The organism is Pseudoalteromonas sp. CO342X, from assembly GCF_004208915.1.
GTDB lineage: Bacteria > Pseudomonadota > Gammaproteobacteria > Enterobacterales > Alteromonadaceae > Pseudoalteromonas > Pseudoalteromonas maricaloris.
Window position 1 is genome coordinate 17334 of sequence record NZ_SGPH01000032.1, and the last position, 18380, is coordinate 35713.

General features: G+C 41.0%; 16 protein-coding genes. 2 read left to right on the forward strand and 14 right to left on the reverse strand.

All coding sequences use genetic code 11. The features are described from left to right. Positions 1-52: 52 nt before the first annotated feature. From EXT47_RS14280 to EXT47_RS14335, 12 genes are all read right to left on the reverse strand, one after another. Positions 53-1204 (reverse strand): hypothetical protein, encoded by a 1152-nt coding sequence (locus tag EXT47_RS14280; RefSeq protein WP_130126903.1) that lies wholly within the window; start codon positions 1202-1204, stop codon positions 53-55. A 2-nt stretch (positions 1205-1206) separates the two neighbouring features. Continuing rightward, complete coding sequence (locus tag EXT47_RS14285; protein WP_052258250.1) at positions 1207-2136, reverse strand: glycosyltransferase family A protein; 930 nt, start codon at positions 2134-2136, stop codon at positions 1207-1209. A 24-nt stretch (positions 2137-2160) separates the two neighbouring features. Then, positions 2161-3243: a DegT/DnrJ/EryC1/StrS aminotransferase family protein gene (locus tag EXT47_RS14290; protein WP_130126904.1), complete on the reverse strand. Its 1083-nt coding sequence runs from the start codon at positions 3241-3243 to the stop codon at positions 2161-2163. Between the two features lie 12 nt (positions 3244-3255). Continuing rightward, complete coding sequence (locus EXT47_RS14295) at positions 3256-3834, reverse strand: acyltransferase (RefSeq protein WP_130126905.1); 579 nt, start codon at positions 3832-3834, stop codon at positions 3256-3258. After that, positions 3834-4781 carry a Gfo/Idh/MocA family protein gene (locus EXT47_RS14300; protein WP_088531608.1) on the reverse strand — a complete coding sequence of 316 codons (948 nt, stop codon included), beginning with the start codon at positions 4779-4781 and terminating at the stop codon, positions 3834-3836. Before EXT47_RS14300 ends, EXT47_RS14295 begins: the two co-directional genes overlap by 1 nt. Before the next feature lie 16 nt (positions 4782-4797). Continuing rightward, entirely contained in the window at positions 4798-6078 is a 1281-nt protein-coding gene (tviB, locus tag EXT47_RS14305; protein ID WP_119231937.1) for a Vi polysaccharide biosynthesis UDP-N-acetylglucosamine C-6 dehydrogenase TviB, read from the reverse strand. 7 nt (positions 6079-6085) lie between these two features. After that, positions 6086-6859, reverse strand: a complete 774-nt coding sequence (locus tag EXT47_RS14310; protein WP_052258248.1) for a WecB/TagA/CpsF family glycosyltransferase — start codon at positions 6857-6859, stop codon at positions 6086-6088. Positions 6860-6878: 19 nt separating this feature from the next. Next, entirely contained in the window at positions 6879-7955 is a 1077-nt protein-coding gene (locus EXT47_RS14315; protein ID WP_039494230.1) for a glycosyltransferase, read from the reverse strand. Next, the gene (gene wecB / locus EXT47_RS14320) at positions 7955-9037 is read right to left on the reverse strand and encodes a non-hydrolyzing UDP-N-acetylglucosamine 2-epimerase (RefSeq protein ID WP_017217127.1); all 1083 of its coding nucleotides are present in this window, start codon (positions 9035-9037) and stop codon (positions 7955-7957) included. The genes EXT47_RS14315 and wecB overlap by 1 nt, the downstream gene beginning before the upstream one ends. 258 nt (positions 9038-9295) lie before the next feature. After that, entirely contained in the window at positions 9296-10861 is a 1566-nt protein-coding gene (locus EXT47_RS14325) for an asparagine synthetase B family protein (protein ID WP_130126906.1), read from the reverse strand. Then, entirely contained in the window at positions 10858-12030 is a 1173-nt protein-coding gene (locus EXT47_RS14330; RefSeq protein ID WP_240701616.1) for a glycosyltransferase, read from the reverse strand. Before EXT47_RS14330 ends, EXT47_RS14325 begins: the two co-directional genes overlap by 4 nt. A gap of 2 nt (positions 12031-12032) precedes the next feature. Then, entirely contained in the window at positions 12033-13424 is a 1392-nt protein-coding gene (locus tag EXT47_RS14335; RefSeq protein ID WP_130126908.1) for a lipopolysaccharide biosynthesis protein, read from the reverse strand. Between the two features lie 247 nt (positions 13425-13671). Between EXT47_RS14335 and EXT47_RS14340 the strand changes: the two genes are divergently transcribed. Next, entirely contained in the window at positions 13672-15240 is a 1569-nt protein-coding gene (locus EXT47_RS14340; protein ID WP_130126909.1) for an Ig-like domain-containing protein, read from the forward strand. A 52-nt stretch (positions 15241-15292) separates the two neighbouring features. Here the strand turns inward: EXT47_RS14340 and EXT47_RS14345 are convergent, their stop codons facing one another. Both EXT47_RS14345 and EXT47_RS14350 read right to left on the reverse strand, forming a co-directional pair. Further along, positions 15293-16486 (reverse strand): glycosyltransferase family 4 protein, encoded by a 1194-nt coding sequence (locus tag EXT47_RS14345; protein ID WP_130126910.1) that lies wholly within the window; start codon positions 16484-16486, stop codon positions 15293-15295. Continuing rightward, positions 16479-17126: a sulfotransferase family 2 domain-containing protein gene (locus tag EXT47_RS14350; RefSeq protein WP_130126911.1), complete on the reverse strand. Its 648-nt coding sequence runs from the start codon at positions 17124-17126 to the stop codon at positions 16479-16481. The genes EXT47_RS14345 and EXT47_RS14350 overlap by 8 nt, the downstream gene beginning before the upstream one ends. A 76-nt stretch (positions 17127-17202) precedes the next feature. Here EXT47_RS14350 and EXT47_RS14355 point away from each other — a divergent pair, with 76 nt between their 5' ends. Continuing rightward, positions 17203-18357, forward strand: coding sequence for a glycosyltransferase (locus tag EXT47_RS14355; RefSeq protein ID WP_130126912.1), 1155 nt, complete (start codon positions 17203-17205; stop codon positions 18355-18357). Positions 18358-18380 lie beyond the last annotated feature (23 nt).

Below are 18380 nucleotides of genomic sequence, written 5' to 3' on the forward strand. Positions count from 1 at the left end.
AGTTTTAGCCTCTTTTCAACCCTCAGCTTACTATAAGTAATGAAGATGACAGTTAAGTGGACGCATTTAGCTCTCTAGCTGACTTTGCACTTGAAGAACCATAATATTTCAACCGCTCAGGATACAACGCGGTCATAACAATAATCAGTCCAACAATAGCATATACACTATTCATCGAGCTGACTGATGCTCCATTTAAAAATAAAATACTAATGCAGGCAAGTCTTGCTCGCGGTGAAACATCGCTCAATTTGAGTAGCTGATTCACTGCCAAAAAGATAAATAACAATCCTAAAAAGCCATGGTCAAATATCGCTCTAGTGAGATAAGTATGTAATATAACTGAGTAACACACGCCTGGCTTGCCTGCACTAAATAGTGATTGGTAATACTGCAACCTTGTACACACACTCTCGGGCATTGCTGTAAGTGTTTGCGAACCAATCAAATATTCCTGCCATCCCCAGCCTGAGATCGCTTTCAAAAAGCCTTGGAAAAAAACCACCCTATCGATTGCTTCAATATCACCGCCCGACAAACGACTAATAAAGGTTGCAGCGACACCAGCAGCGATTATAGCAACAACAAGCAACTTAATTATGGTCTTCCAACCAAAGTCTTTAATATAGAAAATGGTGAACATTGCAAGAAAGCAGATCACACCAGAACGAGAACCTGAAAGAAAAGTAACCACACCTAATGCCATCCAGTCAAATAATGACAAAGAGCGATTAAAGCCCCATATTGCACACCCTAATAGCAGTACAAACATGATTTCATAGTTATTTTCGGTAAAAATACCTGGCCGACCTTCCTGCCCAAGGCCAATCCATATAACGTATTTGATGAAAAATAGTAGCAGAAGAATGTACCAAAAACGTCGCAGTAGCTTTTCTTCGAATAACACTTTAGAGGAAAAAAATGGCAATAAAGCGAGATAAAAAAAAGTTTTATAGGCAATAAAGTAATCAACAGGATGGATACCGCGAATCTTAGCTAAGGCTAACGTAATAATCAAATACAGCAGGCTACAGCTGAACACGAGCCATGCGCTTGGGCACATGCGCTTAGCAACAAACAAAAAAGTGCATAAAACCAGCAATTCGAAAATAGCATTAGTTGGCAGCACATGGTATTGACCAATAATACCAATACTCATGATTGCTAATGTTAGAAAGAAAAACAAAAACTGCTTTCTAACCATGCTTATCTCCGATGCTTTAAAGCCATATAGCTACGAGCGATCCAGCTCTTTGGCATTATTAGTAAGAAAAAAGCAGCTACGCGATACCTGTCCCATTGTAATAAAGGGTGGGTTAGCAGAAGCTTTAATGCTTTCATGCGATTACCAATGAGTAAATTACTTTTCACACTGCTCATCACGGTAAGGTGTTGTAGGTATTTTACACTGCCAATAAGCTCAATAGGCACAATACCATCATCCAGCAAACGCTGAAATTCAAAAATATGTGGAGATGGCTGCTCAAAGTCCGACGGCGACTGCCCAACACTAGAAGCCGTTAAATCATACATCACAGACACTGACTTATCGTAAGCAATTGGCCACTGACAAGCAACGCTACCCCATACGGCCTGATCTTCACCAAGGCTTAATCCTTCTTTAAACCCACCGACTTTTAGCAAGCTCTCTTTTGCAATGCAAACAGATGACGAGGTTATTGGTAAATCAGCATTACAACACGCTAAAAAATAATCTTGCAGCAACCCTCTATTTTCTAGCAAATGTTGGTTTTTGGCCGCTCGCTTCCCTTCCACTGTATTGAACTCATAGCCAGTACAAAAAATACGTGCATCAGGAAAGGTTTGATAAAGAGATTGAATATTAGACAAAAAGTCATCATGCCAAACATCATCAGCATCCAAGAATGCGACAAACTCAGCGTTAGCAGCACGAACACCAACATTTCTTGCAGCAGAAACGCCTTTGTTAGCCTGCTGTAATAATCTCACCTTACTACTGTTTATTTTTTCAACTACACTCGCTCCAGCATCAGTGGAGCCATCGTCTACGACAATGATCTCACTCGCTGGATGTTTTTGAGATAGTACAGAATGAACAGCTCGTTCAATATATTCGGCTTTATTAAAAAGCGGAATAACTACAGAAATATTCATTCTTTTAAGCACTCACAAGCAAAATTATTCGGCACTGTCGGCGCATAAATATCCATGCATAGGCAGACTCAGTACTGACTTAGCCAGTTTTTCAGCAATCGGAAAATCACCTTCCTTATGACCTAAATGCTCAAAAGCACTTTGCTGATGCATACAGGTGCCATAGTAAATCATGGTCGGAATACCTTGTTCTTTATATGATTGCATTACCTGTTCACGATTATCTACTTGGATAGTGTATTGCGCCCATGAACTTAGATATCCCTCAGGCACAAAAGGCGTAACAAACTGCGACTGTAGCTCATTGGTATAGTTCTTGGCGGCGCGGTTACGATTCTCCAATTCGGTAGGAAAAGCCGCAAGCTTCTCCAATAAAATAGCGGCTTGAATTGTATCTAATCGGCTATTCATGCCGATGCGAACATTATCGTATTTGTCTTTACCTTTACCATGAACTCGTAGTGATTGTAATAGTGCAGCATATTCATCGTTATCGGTAAATAGCGCCCCACCATCACCATAGCATCCTAATGGCTTAGCAGGGAAAAAGCTGGTTGTAGCTATGTCGGCAAAAGAGCCTGCACGTTTGCCATCAATCTCACCACCAAACCCTTGCGCTGCGTCTTCAATAATCTTTAGTTGATATTTATCCGCAATTTTTTTAATCGCTGGATAATCAGCAGGTAAGCCGAATAAATCCACAGCCATAATCACTTTAGGTTTCAATTCACCAGCGTCTATTACCTGCTTAATTCGGTTTTCAAGATCGACTGGACAAATATTGAATGTTTTTTCATCAGAATCGACAAATACGGGAGTCGCTCCTGCAAAAGCGATAGTCTCAGCGGAAGCGAAAAATGTAAAAGTTGGACAAAAGACGGCGTCTCCAGCTTTCACATCTAATGCCATCAGAGCTAAAGACAGCGCGTCAGTACCGTTAGCACAAGTGATAGTATGCTTTACACCTACATAATCAGACAATGCGGCTTCAAGCTCTTGTACTTCAGGCCCCATAATATACTGACCATGTTCTAATACCGCTGCGATCCGTGTATCTATTTTTGTTTTTAAATGCTGATACTGTGCAGCTAAGTCGATAAATTGCATTACATCATTCCATTAAAATTGATGACTAAGTTGGTTTCCGTTTAGTACATACTGCTCGCCAGTATGCGGACAAACACAACAACCTTCACCTTCAAGGGGCAAGTCTAATTGCTCGCCATATTTACTGATCCAACCGATTTGCTTTGCTGGTACTCCGACCATGAGCGCAAAAGGGGGAACGTCTTTATTAACCACAGCGCCGGCACCAATCAACGCATACGAGCCGATTGTAACACCACACACGATTGTGCAATTTGCACCAAGCGTTGCGCCTTGCTGGACGCGAGTATCTCGGTATTCAGTTTTGCGCTCTATAAACGATCTCGGATTATAGACGTTAGTGAATACCATGCTCGGACCACAAAATACATCGTCTTCCAGATAAACGTTGTCATACACTGATACATTGTTCTGGATTTTAACGTTATTACCAATCTCTACTTTATTACCGACAAAAACATTTTGCCCGAGCGAACAACCGGCACCAATTTTGGCTCCGCCACAAACATGTGCAAAATGCCAAACTCGAGAGCCTTCACCTATCTGAGCACCGTCATCCACAATCGCGCTATCATGTTTTTGGTAGGCCATTAGAGCTTACCTTGTAAAAACGGATGAACATCCGCTTGTGATTCGATATGCACTTTACCTTGACGGATTGCATTTACGGTTTCGATACAGTGACGTGCGTCTTCTAAGCCATAGCCTCTGCCAGCTAAAATTTCTTGATAAGAAACAGTATGGAGATCGGTAAAGCCGCCCGAAAACTCTAACTCTTCGCCATCACAAGTGATTGAGCGATAAGTCGGTTGCTTACCTTTAACGACCTCTGGTAAATCTTCAGCATCAATAGACAAAAACCATTTTACTCTGGCATTTTCATACTCTAAATAACCAGCCGCTTTGTCATTGTTCATAAAATGCAATTCGTTGCGCTGTAAGTCACCAAAAATAAAGTGCAGCATGTCAAAAAAGTGAACACCGATATTCGTCGCCACGCCAAAAGATTTTCTAGGGTCGCCTTTCCAGCTTTGCATGTACCACTTACCACGAGAAGTAATGTATGTTAACTCCACTTCATGCTTGTCGGTATTTGACGAACTTGCGACTTTATCTTTCAGATCTAAGATAGCTTGGTGATGTCTTAGCTGTAATATGTTGAATACTCTCTTGCCGGTTTCTTGCTCAACCTGAATTAAGTCATCAAGTTCAGCGAGCGTCGGTACTAAAGGCTTTTCGCATATCACGTCACAGCCCAAACGCAGACCAGCGGTAATGTGCGAGTGGTGTAGATAATTAGGTGAGCAAACAGAAACATAGTCAAGCTTAGTCGCTTCATTGCGCTTCAATTGATGCGCATGGTCATAGAAGCACTCAAACTCTGTGAAAAACTCACTTTGCGGTGAAATACTATCGATGATACCCACAGAATCATTGATGTCATAGGCAACCGACAGCAGATTACCAGTTTCTTTAATGGCTTTCATATGACGAGGTGCGATATAGCCCGCCGCACCAATTAATGCGAAATTCTTCATCTTTTCCATTGCTCTGTTATAGCCTTATGTCTGCATCTTGTGGGTTTAATACATGTTTAACATCGTATAAAACATGATCTTCTTTACCGAATGCTCTGATCTTTTCCACGCCCCACTCTTTAAACTCAGAGTGATCGACCGCGAGGATAATACCATCGTATTGACCGTGCTGTATCTGATTGACAAGTTGTATACCGTATTCTTTGTCTACTTCTTCTGCACTCGCCCATCCATCGTAGACATCGACTGACATATTGAAATCTTGAAGTTCGCGCACTACGTCAATGATTTTAGTGTTTCTCACGTCAGGACAGTCACCTTTAAAGGTAAACCCAAGTACGAGTACTTTTGCTTCATCTATATGAATTTTACGGCTTGAAAGCTTCTTAACTAGCTGTGTCGCAACGTATTCGCCCATACCATCATTGATGCGACGTCCGGCAAGTATGACCTCTGGACGATAACCAACTTCTTCAGCTTTAAAAGTCAGATAATAAGGGTCAACACTGATACAGTGACCGCCGACCAGTCCAGGCTTAAATTTCAAAAAGTTCCATTTTGTGCCTGCTGCATTTAGTACTTCTTCCGTATCAATATTCAAGCGATTGAATATTTTTGCGAACTCGTTAATCACAGCAATGTTTAAGTCACGCTGGGTGTTCTCTATCACTTTCGCGGCTTCTGCAACCTTAATTGAAGATGCTTTATGCGTACCAACGGTAATAATTGAGCGGTACATCTCGTCGATAAAGTCGGCGACCTCAGGGGTCGAGCCAGAAGTGATCTTAGTAATCTTTGTTAAAGTATTAACTTTGTCACCTGGATTAATCCGCTCTGGTGAATATCCAGCAAAGAAGTCTTGATTAAACTTAAGACCCGAATTCTTCTCAATAATAGGAATACAGACTTCTTCTGTTGCGCCTGGATATACTGTGCTTTCGAAAATGACGATGTCGTTACTGCTGATATGACGAGCCACCAATTCCGACGCTTTACGAAGAGGATTAAGATCCGGTGCATGTGTATCGTCAATTGGTGTAGGCACAGTAACGATAAAAATGTTACATGAGGTTAAGTCATTTTCGTCACAGGAGTAAGAAAGCTTAGCCGCTTCAGTTAGCTGTGTCTTATTCACTTCTAACGTTGCATCAAACCCGTCACGCAATTGCTCAATTCGACGTTTATTGATGTCAAACCCAACAACGTCAAAATATTTACCAAATTCAGCTGCTAACGGCAGACCTACATAACCAAGGCCAATAATGCCTATTTTTTTTGTTGGTGAAGGAGAAAACATACTTTTCCTATTTCTCGCGAGGGTTGGCTTCTTCGATTGACTGAGTGCGTTTATTTTTCATTTGTGCGCGCAGATAGCTAACAACAAACTTTGGGTATTCTCTTACAAGCCTTTGACGAACATGCTTGTGTAATACCGCTCTTTGCAACCAACGTAATCCAAGTTTTTTTACTAATGGGTGATAATAGTCAGCTTTAATTGCTGACTGCTCAATAAATCCGCCACAAGTGAACAGTAACGCAGGAGTATCTAAAGCATTTTTTAATTCAACAATAAATTCATCTTGCTTTGGAGTCCCCATGCCACAAACAATAATTTCTGGCTGCTGCTGATTAAGATCAGCGATGACTTGTGACTTAAGTGCCGCATCATTTACATAACCATGATGCTTATAAACGACATTGAGGTCTGGAAACATGCTGACGTAATTTTTGACGGCGACATCAACTAAGGTCGGTTTTGCGCCAATAAAGGCGATGCGTTTTCCTGTTTGATTGGCAAAGCGTAAAACATCGACTGCTATCGAAGAAAAATCGAAGCTTAATCGCTGAATTTTATTTTGGTTAAAAGTGTTATGTAATTTTGTATGCAACGAACCATCTGAAAAAATAACGTCCAGTCCCGATAATAGACGAGCATTTTTACTCAACAGTGAGTATGAAAATGGATTTACAAAAGTCACAGCGATACTACGCGGCAGCCCTTTTGTACTCTCATCTAGTAATTTATCAAAGACTGTTTTAGAGGACAGTTTGTTATCTAACACTTTTGAATGAATCAAATTACGCCTACACTATCTGTTAATTTAACTTATCTAAAATACGCTTGAGCTTACTCTCCATGCTCAGGTTTTCTTCCGCATACTTTCTTAACTCACTAGGTGACATTAATGTTTTAGTCGGTAACTCACAAATCAACGTCGTGATGTCATTCGTGCTATCACTATTACTCACCATCAAGCGAATATCAGAATCCGCGGGGAAGTCAGGATCATTGGCGGCACCAATGACACTTAATCCTCTTGCTACATACTCTCTGGCTTTCAATACTGAAGCTTCATCAAGCCCTATGCGATACAAGCCAAGGCTCGCTATGCCTATATGTGCATTGTTAAACTGTGCATCTAATCTAGCGCCCGATAAAAATCCCGTAAACTCAACTTGCGAGTCAATTTTTAATGATTTTGCCAATTTCTGCAAAGGTTCAAACGCTTCCCCTTCGCCTACGATAGTCAAACTGACTTTCGGCGCATCAGGTTTATTTGCTAACTCTGCGATTGCTTTCAACAATCTATCATACCCATGCCAATCTGCGAGTTGCGCTACCGCAATTAAATTCAAGGTATCATCGGCTTGCCAGGATGACAGCGCGACAGGCAAATCTTCAGGTATATTAATACCGTTACCTATTTTAAGTGTTTTATGCTTAACGCCGAATAAATACCATGCAGATTCTTGCGCATATTGCACTATTAGATTTGCAGGCATTAGCACCCAACTGGCAGAAAGTAATGAGATACTCTGTTTAAACATTCTTACAAGCGTTCTTGGCTCTGATGTTTTAAGCTCTACCAGCACGGACTTTCGTGGCGTTGGCACATCCACTACTATTTTTGTTCCTCTTAGTCGCGCGAGCAAAAAAGGAAAAAACAAAAATGGAAACAATAAACTAGAAAAACGAACAAACAATACTTCTGTATTGGTGCTCAACAGGGCCTTAATAAATCCCCACGCTCCCGACATCGTTGGCGCAAGCAACGTAGACTTGGCATTCAAGCCCAACTTTTGCGCAGAAGCAACTGTACTATCTATTTTCTTTGCAACACCGGGCGTCTTCTCAGCATCTACAAAAGCGATATATTCAAACTGATGTTTCATTAGGCGCTTTCAAACTCCAGAAGAGCTGCCAATATCGCCTTCGCGGCTTCACCGTTACCATATAAGCTCTCAGCTTGAGCAAAGTTCGTTGCTTTTGCAGCGTCAACCGCATTTAAAATTGCTTGTTTATCAGCACCAACTAGTTGATTCACACCGGTGTTGACCAGTTCAACCCACTCAGTTTGATCTCGCATTGTAATACATGGCTTTGAGAAAAAATACGCTTCTTTTTGAAGGCCACCACTATCCGTTAGTACTATCTCGCAATGCTCTAACAGCCATACCATTTCGAAATAACTCACCGGCGGTATTACGTCAAACTTAATCTCAAGACCCAAGCATTCAGCTAATTTTTGTGTTCTAGGGTGAATTGGGCAAATAACAGGTTGAGTTTCCGATAACTCATTTAGTGCTGTAATGATGCTTTTGAGACGATTTTCATCATCGGTGTTTTCTGCTCGGTGGATTGTACACAGATAGAAACTGTCATATTCTGGGATAGCTGGTCGCTTTGCGCTTTGTGTATAGAAACTAGCAGCATCAAGCATCACATCACCGACATTGCGTACCTGACAGCTTTTGTCTTTAAAACCTTCTCGTACTAAGTTTTGCACAGCGGTATCTGTAGGACAGAATAGAATTTTGCTGATTTGGTCAGTTAGGATGCGATTAATCTCTTCAGGCATTCTCATATTAAAACTACGTAGCCCAGCTTCAACGTGAGCAACCGGAATATGAAGCTTAGCTGCAGCTAATGCACCAGCGAGTGTCGAATTGGTATCACCATAAACCAAAACCCAGTCAGGCTTTTCTTCTAATAGTACCTTCTCAATCTCTTCCAACTGACGGCCGGTCATTTGTCCATGGGTGCCACCACCAATTCCGAGACTGTAATCTGGCTTGGGAATTTGCATCTCTTCAAAAAAGATATCGCTCATATTGGCGTCGTAATGTTGCCCCGTATGAACTATCACTTCTTGCACTGCTTTTTGGCTGGTTTGATTGTGCTCTCTGACTGCGCGACTAAATGTAGCGGCTTTGACAAATTGCGGCCTTGCCCCAATTACTGTTACAACTTTCATAAATATGTAGCCAAATTAGTTGAGAATATTCCTCGTAGGAGACCTATTTCATAAGACCTTCCACTTTTCCTACAAAACCGCGTTTTACACAGCCCGTGAACCGACGGATTTTACCTTATTACCAAGCAATGATACAACCGATAGGCTGTTAATTGCCTACAAAAGTCACAATTTGCTTAGAAAGCTGAGCGAATATAGCATGTATCAGAAATAAAACTGTTAAAGAATGCAATCAACAATACTTTCTGCTAGCTCTCTTTATTTCCCCCAGCGAGATTGTAAGAACAGTAAGGAATAAACTCCAATCATGGTGTAACCAAACTTGGCATATTCATCTTTTTGCTCATCAGAAAGCAACGCCCCAAATGCCAAAAAGTGATTATCAAAGTCATTTCTGAGTTTTTTACCATAGATAAACTGTTTGAGCGGTGTCGGCATCACTTGATAAAGTCTGTGCGCTAACTTACGAGCAAAGCTGAAATCCGCCGCATTTTTATCCGCGATTTCACTTTGGGCGCCAACTACTGATTTGAATCTGTCAGCAACATAGGCGTTATACCAAAGGCGTTTTTTCCTATATTGCAGTGGCATTTCACACCAAAACTCAACAAATTCCTTATCCCATAAGGGCAACCACCATTGCATGCCAAAAAACTCATAAACACGAACCGAATTGATAATGTATTTTGCCTGTCTTTCTCGCCAATCCCAGAGTTCATATTGATTTGCAAACGCTTCTGCATTAAGAACATCGCCATCTGATAATTGCTGCTGCAGGCTTACCTTTATTCGATTGAATGTCTGCGTTTCAATAAGTCGCCTTGGCACATTCTTATAGTGATCCGTAAGCAAGTGTGAGGTTAGGTCAGATTTTGAGAACTGTTGTTGTTCAAAAACAATGTCTGGGATATGAGAGCCTGCGACAAAATCGCCACTGTGGCCTGGCACAAAAACGGCATCGCTTGAAATTAACTGTTTGTCTTTTAATTCTCTGACCGCCAACCAATCCTGTATATGTGGTAAAGACACACCATTAGAGGCCATCTCTCGAAACTCATCGGCTTCGTCACTAAACCAAGTATTGCGCCATTTATCTTCGTTATACTCAACAAAATACCATTGAAAGCCCAGCCCAGTAGCAATTTGCTTGCTCAGCGCCGCTTCTTTATTTCCTGTTAAGCCATAGGAAAAACAGACGACATTTTGATAGCCAAGCTGTTTTATCGTTGAAGCGATGAGTCGAGAGTCAAACCCACCAGAAAGCGGCAGTACAATTTGGCGTCCAGCGGCAAATTCTATAAGCCGTTTGAATACAGCCCTCACAGCAATGTCTAACTGTTCAACATATAGAGACTCAGCCTGAACCTCAGGCTCATGATGTTGGAATAGGAAATAGTTTGATTTGCTAACTTTCCCTGTGCGCTTACAAATGATGACTTCTTGGCCCGCCTCAACTTGCTTTATTTGCTTTGATAACGTTCTATCTGTACACACATAGCCAGTTAATGCGAATTCAGCTATACCCAGCTCACACTCTTCATTTTGCTGTAATTCCGAATGCAGCCAAGCATAATCAGAGGAGAACAATATTTTGTCATTCTTTACTGCATAAAATAATGGAATCGAGCGAACTCTATCAACTACAAGCCTTACAAACTCGTCTTCATGGCTGAGCAATGCAAAAAAGCCAGATAATGAAGAGAGGGAGTGTCGTTCGAAAAACCCACGACCAAACTCACTACCGTCGAGCCCTTTTTGCTCTAAGTAGGGGTTTCCGAGGGCATCAAATGCTTTTACATGGTTTGTTATTACGTTATACATCATTTGACTTCCGATACTCTCTGTAAGTGCTTACTAAGTTGACTGGCAATGTGAAAAGTGGAGAAACGCTGCTTAGTTTGCTTTGCAATAGTTTGGCTACAGTATCTTGCTCTGTTATCCCTCATATACTGCATCGTATTTGCAAGTAACTCGATATTATTTGGTTCAACCAAAATGCCATTTTCTTTATTTACAAAGTCCACAGCCCCACCAGTATTCGTAGCGATAACAGGTAAGCCAGCACTCATTGCTTCGATATATACAACCCCAAAGGCCTCGTATTGACTTGGAAGAACAAAAACATCTGCCTGCTGAAGCGCACTCACGACCTCACTCGCCGTCAAGTTACCCGTAAAGTTGACTCGGTTTTCGAGGTTCAATTCTACAGCTAACTCCTTGACCTGGTTTAAATACCAACCATCACCGACTATCGTTAATGAGACATCTTTATCTTTGGATGCTACGCTCGCGAAGGCTTGGAGCAAAGTCTCATGACCTTTTAGGGGCGTAACATGCGCAACACAGATAAACTGACAAGCTTGGTGTACTGTTGAACGTTTCATTATAAAACGATCTACATCTACCATGTTGGCAAGGACTTCAAGCTTGGCCTCAGGGCACACTTTCTGCAGGTAAGGAATAAGCTTAGATGAGACACATAGGACTTTACTTGCCCCTTGCAGCGCTTTTTTAACCTGTACCAGTGACATTTCCTTTTTTTCACTCTCATTTACGTACTGATTATTAATAAATCGCCCTCGATGCTCTGTGACCACATAATTAACCGGAAACATTTTTGCGATTTTGCTCGCTGCATACCCGGCCCATATTAAACTATGTGCGTGGATCACATCTGGCTGGTACTGCATCACCTTTCTGTAACGTTTAAATACTTGCTTAGACTTAAATGCAAATAGCTCAGCATATAATGCATAAAACTTTGGAATACCGGGTAATGGCGCCCGTGCGACAGTCAACGGACCTTCTTGCGATAACGTGTAACGACCGGAAAACAACAAACACCAAGCACTCAACCATCGCAGTAGCTCTCTTGGTGAAATACGCTCTACGCTTTGCACAATGACATCATGTCCCTGTTCAGCCAGCGCTTCCGCCTGTTGCTGAATAAACTCCCCTTTGTACGGTGGATACCAAGAAGGTAAAACGAGCACTTTCAAATCTTTTTCCTTATCATCAGTAATGTTAATGGCAACACGACAAACATTGCACTGAGAAAACCAATGAAATCACTTTGCTCGGCAAGTAAACGAATAATCACAAAACTTGGCAAACATAAAACAGCAAATGCTTTTAAATGCGGCATAATCAAGTCTACTATCGAAATATTGAGCTGAGAAAAAACCAATAAGATGAAGGCACTTACTACAAGTGCATTGATAATTGAAAAGTACATAATTGCATCTTTAAAAGCCATGGAAGATAACAGCACTACGCTACCCAGACGAACGATACAAGAACCAAAATCAAAATAAGCCGCAAGTTTTTGCTTTTCCATTGCAACCAAAACAGTACTAATAGGAGACGCAGTAAATACAAAGTAGATCCATATAGCAATAAACTGAGCAATCTCCCCCGCTTCAGTCCACTTTTCCCCGAAAACCACTGCAAATATCTCAGGTAAAAAAGGCAAAGTTAGAGCCATGATAGGCATAGCAATCAGTATCAGGCGATTATGAATATTCAGGGTATTTTTTGCCAACGTTCCAGCAACTAAATAATGTTTGGCGTTTGACATAAAGACATTTCCAACCGCATTTCCGATGAGCGTTACAGGTGCAAATAACATTCTATGTGCCAAAATGTAGAGCCCAACAAGTGCCGCGGAGTAGTAACCAGAGAAGAGTACGACAGGCAACATCGTACTTGAGGTGTTAGCCAATGAAGCCCAAAGCGTATACTTAGGAAAGTTTTTAAAGCGTTTAGCAACCGCTAGCAACCGTTTTGGGTTGTAGCCGTTAAAGTGTAACGTATCTCGCTTTTGTAATAAAAACACCAAAGTCGATGCAATAAATCCGAAAGTATGCCCAAGCACTAAACCAAAAACCGTCCACAACGAAAGTCCAACTTGCGCTATTGCTATAATCACAGATTGCGTCACTTTTGACACACTTAACACCCGAAAAGATTCTGTTTTAATCGCGTAAAAATGCAAAAGTTGATAACAGCCACAAGCAAATAGCGCAACAGGGATAAGATAAAGCTCACTTTTATCTAGCGATAGATTGAGATGCGCTATCAACCATGAATCAAATGCATAGACAACAACTGCAACCACTGTGCAGCTCAATACTATCAAGATAAAGCAGAGATGTAGTAGCACCTTAGCAATCGAATGTTGTTTTACAAGGGGAAGCGCGAGTTCATACTTCAAGCTGACGAGTACTAAAAGTATAGTGATAATACTGACGAACACTCCGAAGTTACCAAACTGCTGCGCACTATAGAGTCGTGTCAAAACAGGCGAGATCAGTAACAAAATGAGTTGCGCCGAAGCAGTGCCCGAAACAAGAGTTAGGATATTTTTTAAAAAGTTATTTGTGGCCAAGCGCGTATCTTTTAATTTGCAATATTAACACATCAACAGTCAAACCAGTCACTACGCGAAAAGTATTAACCTTGACTTCATCATCAAACTTCCATTCTAACACGAGCAATGCAACTCATCTACGCCACAAAATACCTTATCGTAAGCCATAATATTAGCGTTCAAGGTATTGAAAAGATATTGCTTGAATTTCGTCCAACAGATACTCACACTAGAGGTGAGCACAACATTCAAGGAGAAGGTATTTATGAAAAGGTCAATAATCTCTACTATCATTGCTAGTGCTTTGTTAAGCGCCTGTGGAGGGAGTTCAGATAACAATGACAATGATGTAATCGGCGGCCAAGGAAACTTTACTGTAGAAACATCAACAGCATTTACCACCCAAGAAGATACAACCTACACGCTTGCGGTTAGCCCAAAGTCCGCACCAAGTGGAAACGACACATTAACGGTTGAAGTCATAAAATCCCCCACTCTTGGCACACTCACCAAAAGTGGCTTGAACCTAAGTTATCAACCAGCACCAAACAAAAATGGCACTGACAGCTTCACTTACAAATTTAAAAAAGGTGGGGTATTAAGTAATGAAGTGACCGTCGATATCACAGTCGAAGCGATTAACGACGCTCCCACTATTTCAGGAACCCCCTCGCCCGAAGCTATCAAACTTAACGACAACTATCATTTCACGCCAACTGTTGAAGATGTTGACGGTGAAACCAGTGCACATCAATTCGAAATTACCAACAAACCTAGCTGGGCGGAATTTGATACAACAACCGGTGAGCTAAGTGGAAAGCCTGCTAATATCGAACAGCTTGGTAACTATCGGCAAATTGTTATATCCGTACTAGATGGCGTACATAGCGTGTCGCTGCCCCCTTTTGACATAGAGGTTGTATCTCAACCATGGCAAGCTTTTTCAGAGTTCCCAAACAATCTAGGTAGTCATTTGCAGTCTGCGACACTTGGAAAGGAAATCATCATTGCAAGTCATGCTGCATCACTTTCTTCCTCAATGAGCTGCGCAAATGCGCCTTTAAGCGCACCTGAGATCCACTCGCTTGCAACCACAAATACGGATTGGCAAGCATTACCTTCTGCAAACGAATCTCGCTATTACTATCAGGCTCAAATATCAAACAGTAAGCTATTTATCTTCGGTGGAACAGAGGCCTGCCCAAGCACATCGACACCCAAGGAAACAATGGAGATCTTTGATTTTAGTACACAACAATGGACATCAATTGCAGCGCCCAAATTTGCCCCTTTTGAAAATAATGTTCTAGCGAGTTGTGCAAACAATGACACGATTGTTGCGTTCACCCAACAAGGTAACACCACGTATGCTTATCAGCTGGCCACCGCTGATACAACTTGGTCTCACAAACCGGCATCACTACCAAATCTATCGATTACTGACTGCCAGTTTATCGGAAACGAATTATTTATAACGGCTAACAATACTCAAGAGCAACAAGCTCACTTAATTCAGTATCAACTCTCAAGCACTCAGATACTCTTAAATGAGCAGGTACCGGCTGAACTCTTCGGGAGCTACTATACACTGACGCATAATGAGCAAAACATTCAGCTTCATAGCGCAGCACACGTTTTGAATTACGATACTCAAACTATGCAGTGGAGTAACCTATCAAGCAATCCAAGTGCTACGGAGCAACAAGGCTCTGAAACTTACTACTTGCGTGACTTTAAAATGGAGTCAGTTGATCAGAAGCAGTACCAAATTGGAGGTGCGTTTACGACCCAAATGACAAGTCGAATATACCAATACAACCCCACAACAGAGTAATCTTACGAGTCATATTGCTATTTTTGATAAAATCCTAAATAGCAATATTTGCTTACTTTATTAGTGATTTAGCCAATGCATTCCAGCTGTATTTTTGCCTAACAAAAGCCACGCCGTTACGCGAAATTTGCGCTCGCTTTTCAACGTCTGCTAATGCACATGAAATAGTTTTTGCCAAATCACTAGCATCTAATGTATTCACATAAAAACATGCATCGTCACCAAGCATCTCGCAAGTTGCCGTTTTCACAGTCTCTCCTGCGCGAAACGCAATAACTGGCACTTCACAACTTAATGCTTCAAGAATAGTTTGTCCAAACGGTTCATAAGTTGATGTCATAAGAAATAGTGACGCTACCTGATAAAATGGAGAAGTATCCGCTACAGCACCAACGAAAGTAACACACTCCTCAATACCAAGTTTCACAACTAAGGATTTATAATAATCCTCCTGCTCCCCACCACCTACAAGTACTAAATGTGTATGTAAAAGCTCTTTCTGTGCCCGAATTGCATACTCAATTCCCTTTGCCGCGGTAAACCGTCCAACAACGAGTAATAAGTTTTTATCCAAGGGTAATCCCAGTTTGCCTTTCAAGGCGGTTTGAGCGTTTACATCAAGAGAAATAAATTTATTTGTATCTACTCCAGGGCTCACCATTGTCACCTTGCTACAATCAAAACCAATTTGAGCTAACTGGTTTAACATATTACTGCTAAACACAAAATTTTTCTCAGTTACCTGTAAAGCAAGTTTTTGAATCGCATGATGATAAAAAAGCGCTAACCTTTGTTTGATTTGCCTTAGCCCTTCCACCTTATGAGTATTGCTTGGCTGGTTTTGGAATTTAACAACACCGGGTAATAAATAGCTCACTCGACTAAAGCCAGCTAATCGAGCATGGATAGTAGTAATATGATAACGGCTAATGACCAAAGCGTTACCAAACTCAACCCTAGCGGCCCTAAAGCAACGTCGCATATTTTGCCAACCCAAAAGGGATGCTTTCAACTTAGAGTGCTGTTGCCCATGAAAACAAACGTCATACCTCCAAATGGTTGCGTATTCGGTAGTTTCGCAAAGCGGTAAGGTTTGTTTATTAACAGTATTAACGTTACTAACAATGATCACAACTCGAAAACCCAACTCATGATACGCTTTACTCAATTGCATTAAAGAATTTTCGACCCCTCCAATATTAGGAAGGTAAGCATTGCTTGTGAGTATAATCGTATTCCTACTCATTGAAGCGATAACCTAGTAATTCATAATCAACTTTATATAAACATTGAATTTTTTCGAGCTGTTGCGGGGAGAGAGTCTCCGGTAATGTTGAAGCCCCTTTATTTAACCAAGGTAACTCCATTTTCCATCCTTTCAAAATACAAAGCTTACGCCAATCGTGATTCAAAGATTCATAGCGTAAAATGGTATCAACTTTACATTGATATTGAGAATCAAATATATAGTAGCTCTGTGGTTGAAATAAAGGTTGAAACAACACAAATTCAGGAGTCAATATCTTATCTACAAATTCAGTGAACGTTCTGGCATTACTTAGCACCTGCTGTTGCAACGCCCTATCCCCTTCACTCTGGTTACCACCCTTTATCACATAGTTATATGCAGAATATAACCTTGCTAAGGGCGCTCTAACGATAGCAAACTTATGATAACGTTCAAAAAGATATGGGTTAGATTCATTATAATCAAACCACTTAGCATGAAGCCGATAACCTCTATAGCCAAATGCCTTTAAGACACTGGTACCTGCATTTTTTGGAATGTGAATAAAAATACACTGCTTTCTTACCATATAAGATTTATACGGGTAGACAGGAAGTGGCAACCAGCGTTTAAGAAGCCTTGTTAGCTTTTCAATCATCGAAAATATCAAAGTATTCTGTAAAATTAGGTGATACTATACCAGAACAATCGCTTGGCTGTTTAGCAATTACAACATGCATGTATTATTTTTACCCTCTTGGTATCACACCAGTCAAAAACCAACCTTAGGCTCTTTTTTCAAAGAGCAGGCACTTTCGTTAAAAGAACATGGATGTAACGTGGGCGTTATCTATCCCGAGCCGGTTTCAATAAAACATGCCTTGACTTGTACACCACCTTCTCATTTAAATGATGTACAAATCAATACCAAAAGAAATCAATATTTTACTTTACCAGCCCTGTACCGAATAAACTTAAAACAACGAATAGTGCAGTATCAAAAACTGTTTGAGCAATATACTCGAGACTTCGGGTTACCTGATGTATTACATGCCCATAGCTGCTTTTATGGACCTGGAGGAGCAGCAGGTCTTGCAGCGCAACAAATAGCCCAACAGTATCAGATACCCTTTATAATTACAGAACATGCATCAGCAGCAAAATTATCGACAACTCCTAAATTCGAGACACAATTAATAGGTCAAGCCTACCGTGCGGCAAATCAATTAGTTTGCGTCTCGGAGAGCCTAGCTAGCATCTTACGGGACAGATTTGAGTTAGATAGGACTATTGAGATCATTGGCAATGTGGTTGACTCAGAGTTATTCACTCCTAAAGAAAAAATACAAGATGATTTTACTTTTATTACTGTGGCACACCTAAGGCCAGTTAAACGAGTTGCTAGCATTATTAGCGCATTTTCATACATCACTGAAGAACACCCAAAAGCCAAACTATTAATAGTTGGAGACGGAGAAGATAAACAAAAACTTAAAACACTGTGTGAGTCGTTAAAATTAAAACAAGTTAAATTTATTGGCGATAGCTCTAGAGAAACCGTCGCCAAACTGATGCAATCCAGCGACTGCTATGTTAATTGGTCCGAATATGAAACCTTTTCTGTTGCTGTACATGAAGCACTATCTTGTGGATTAGAAGTCATTAGCTCTCCGTGTGAAGGGCCTGAATACGTCGTTAAGAAGCTAAATGGGAAAGTTGCCGAAGACGCCACGATTGATACCCTCACCAAACTCATGTTTGAAGTACTGAAAAAGACGTCGTGTGGCTTAAATGAGCACAATCAAAGACACGCTTACATCGATAGCAACTTCAGTAGAGACGCAATCGCACAACAATTAATACGAGAGTATAACGCAATTGTTAAGTAATAATTTCCTAAGCCAAATAAGGC

Excerpts from the sequence above, each read along its gene's own strand:
- EXT47_RS14280 (WP_130126903.1), bottom strand. The coding sequence starts at position 1,204 with ATGGTTAGAAAGCAGTTTTTGTTTTTCTTTCTAACATTAGCAATCATG.
- EXT47_RS14285 (WP_052258250.1), bottom strand. The coding sequence starts at position 2,136 with ATGAATATTTCTGTAGTTATTCCGCTTTTTAATAAAGCCGAATATATT.
- EXT47_RS14290 (WP_130126904.1), bottom strand. The coding sequence starts at position 3,243 with ATGCAATTTATCGACTTAGCTGCACAGTATCAGCATTTAAAAACAAAA.
- EXT47_RS14295 (WP_130126905.1), bottom strand. The coding sequence starts at position 3,834 with ATGGCCTACCAAAAACATGATAGCGCGATTGTGGATGACGGTGCTCAG.
- EXT47_RS14300 (WP_088531608.1), bottom strand. The coding sequence starts at position 4,781 with ATGAAGAATTTCGCATTAATTGGTGCGGCGGGCTATATCGCACCTCGT.
- tviB (WP_119231937.1), bottom strand. The coding sequence starts at position 6,078 with ATGTTTTCTCCTTCACCAACAAAAAAAATAGGCATTATTGGCCTTGGT.
- EXT47_RS14315 (WP_039494230.1), bottom strand. The coding sequence starts at position 7,955 with ATGAAACATCAGTTTGAATATATCGCTTTTGTAGATGCTGAGAAGACG.
- wecB (WP_017217127.1), bottom strand. The coding sequence starts at position 9,037 with ATGAAAGTTGTAACAGTAATTGGGGCAAGGCCGCAATTTGTCAAAGCC.
- EXT47_RS14325 (WP_130126906.1), bottom strand. The coding sequence starts at position 10,861 with ATGATGTATAACGTAATAACAAACCATGTAAAAGCATTTGATGCCCTC.
- EXT47_RS14340 (WP_130126909.1), top strand. The coding sequence starts at position 13,672 with ATGAAAAGGTCAATAATCTCTACTATCATTGCTAGTGCTTTGTTAAGC.
- EXT47_RS14345 (WP_130126910.1), bottom strand. The coding sequence starts at position 16,486 with ATGAGTAGGAATACGATTATACTCACAAGCAATGCTTACCTTCCTAAT.
- EXT47_RS14350 (WP_130126911.1), bottom strand. The coding sequence starts at position 17,126 with ATGATTGAAAAGCTAACAAGGCTTCTTAAACGCTGGTTGCCACTTCCT.
- EXT47_RS14355 (WP_130126912.1), top strand. The coding sequence starts at position 17,203 with ATGCATGTATTATTTTTACCCTCTTGGTATCACACCAGTCAAAAACCA.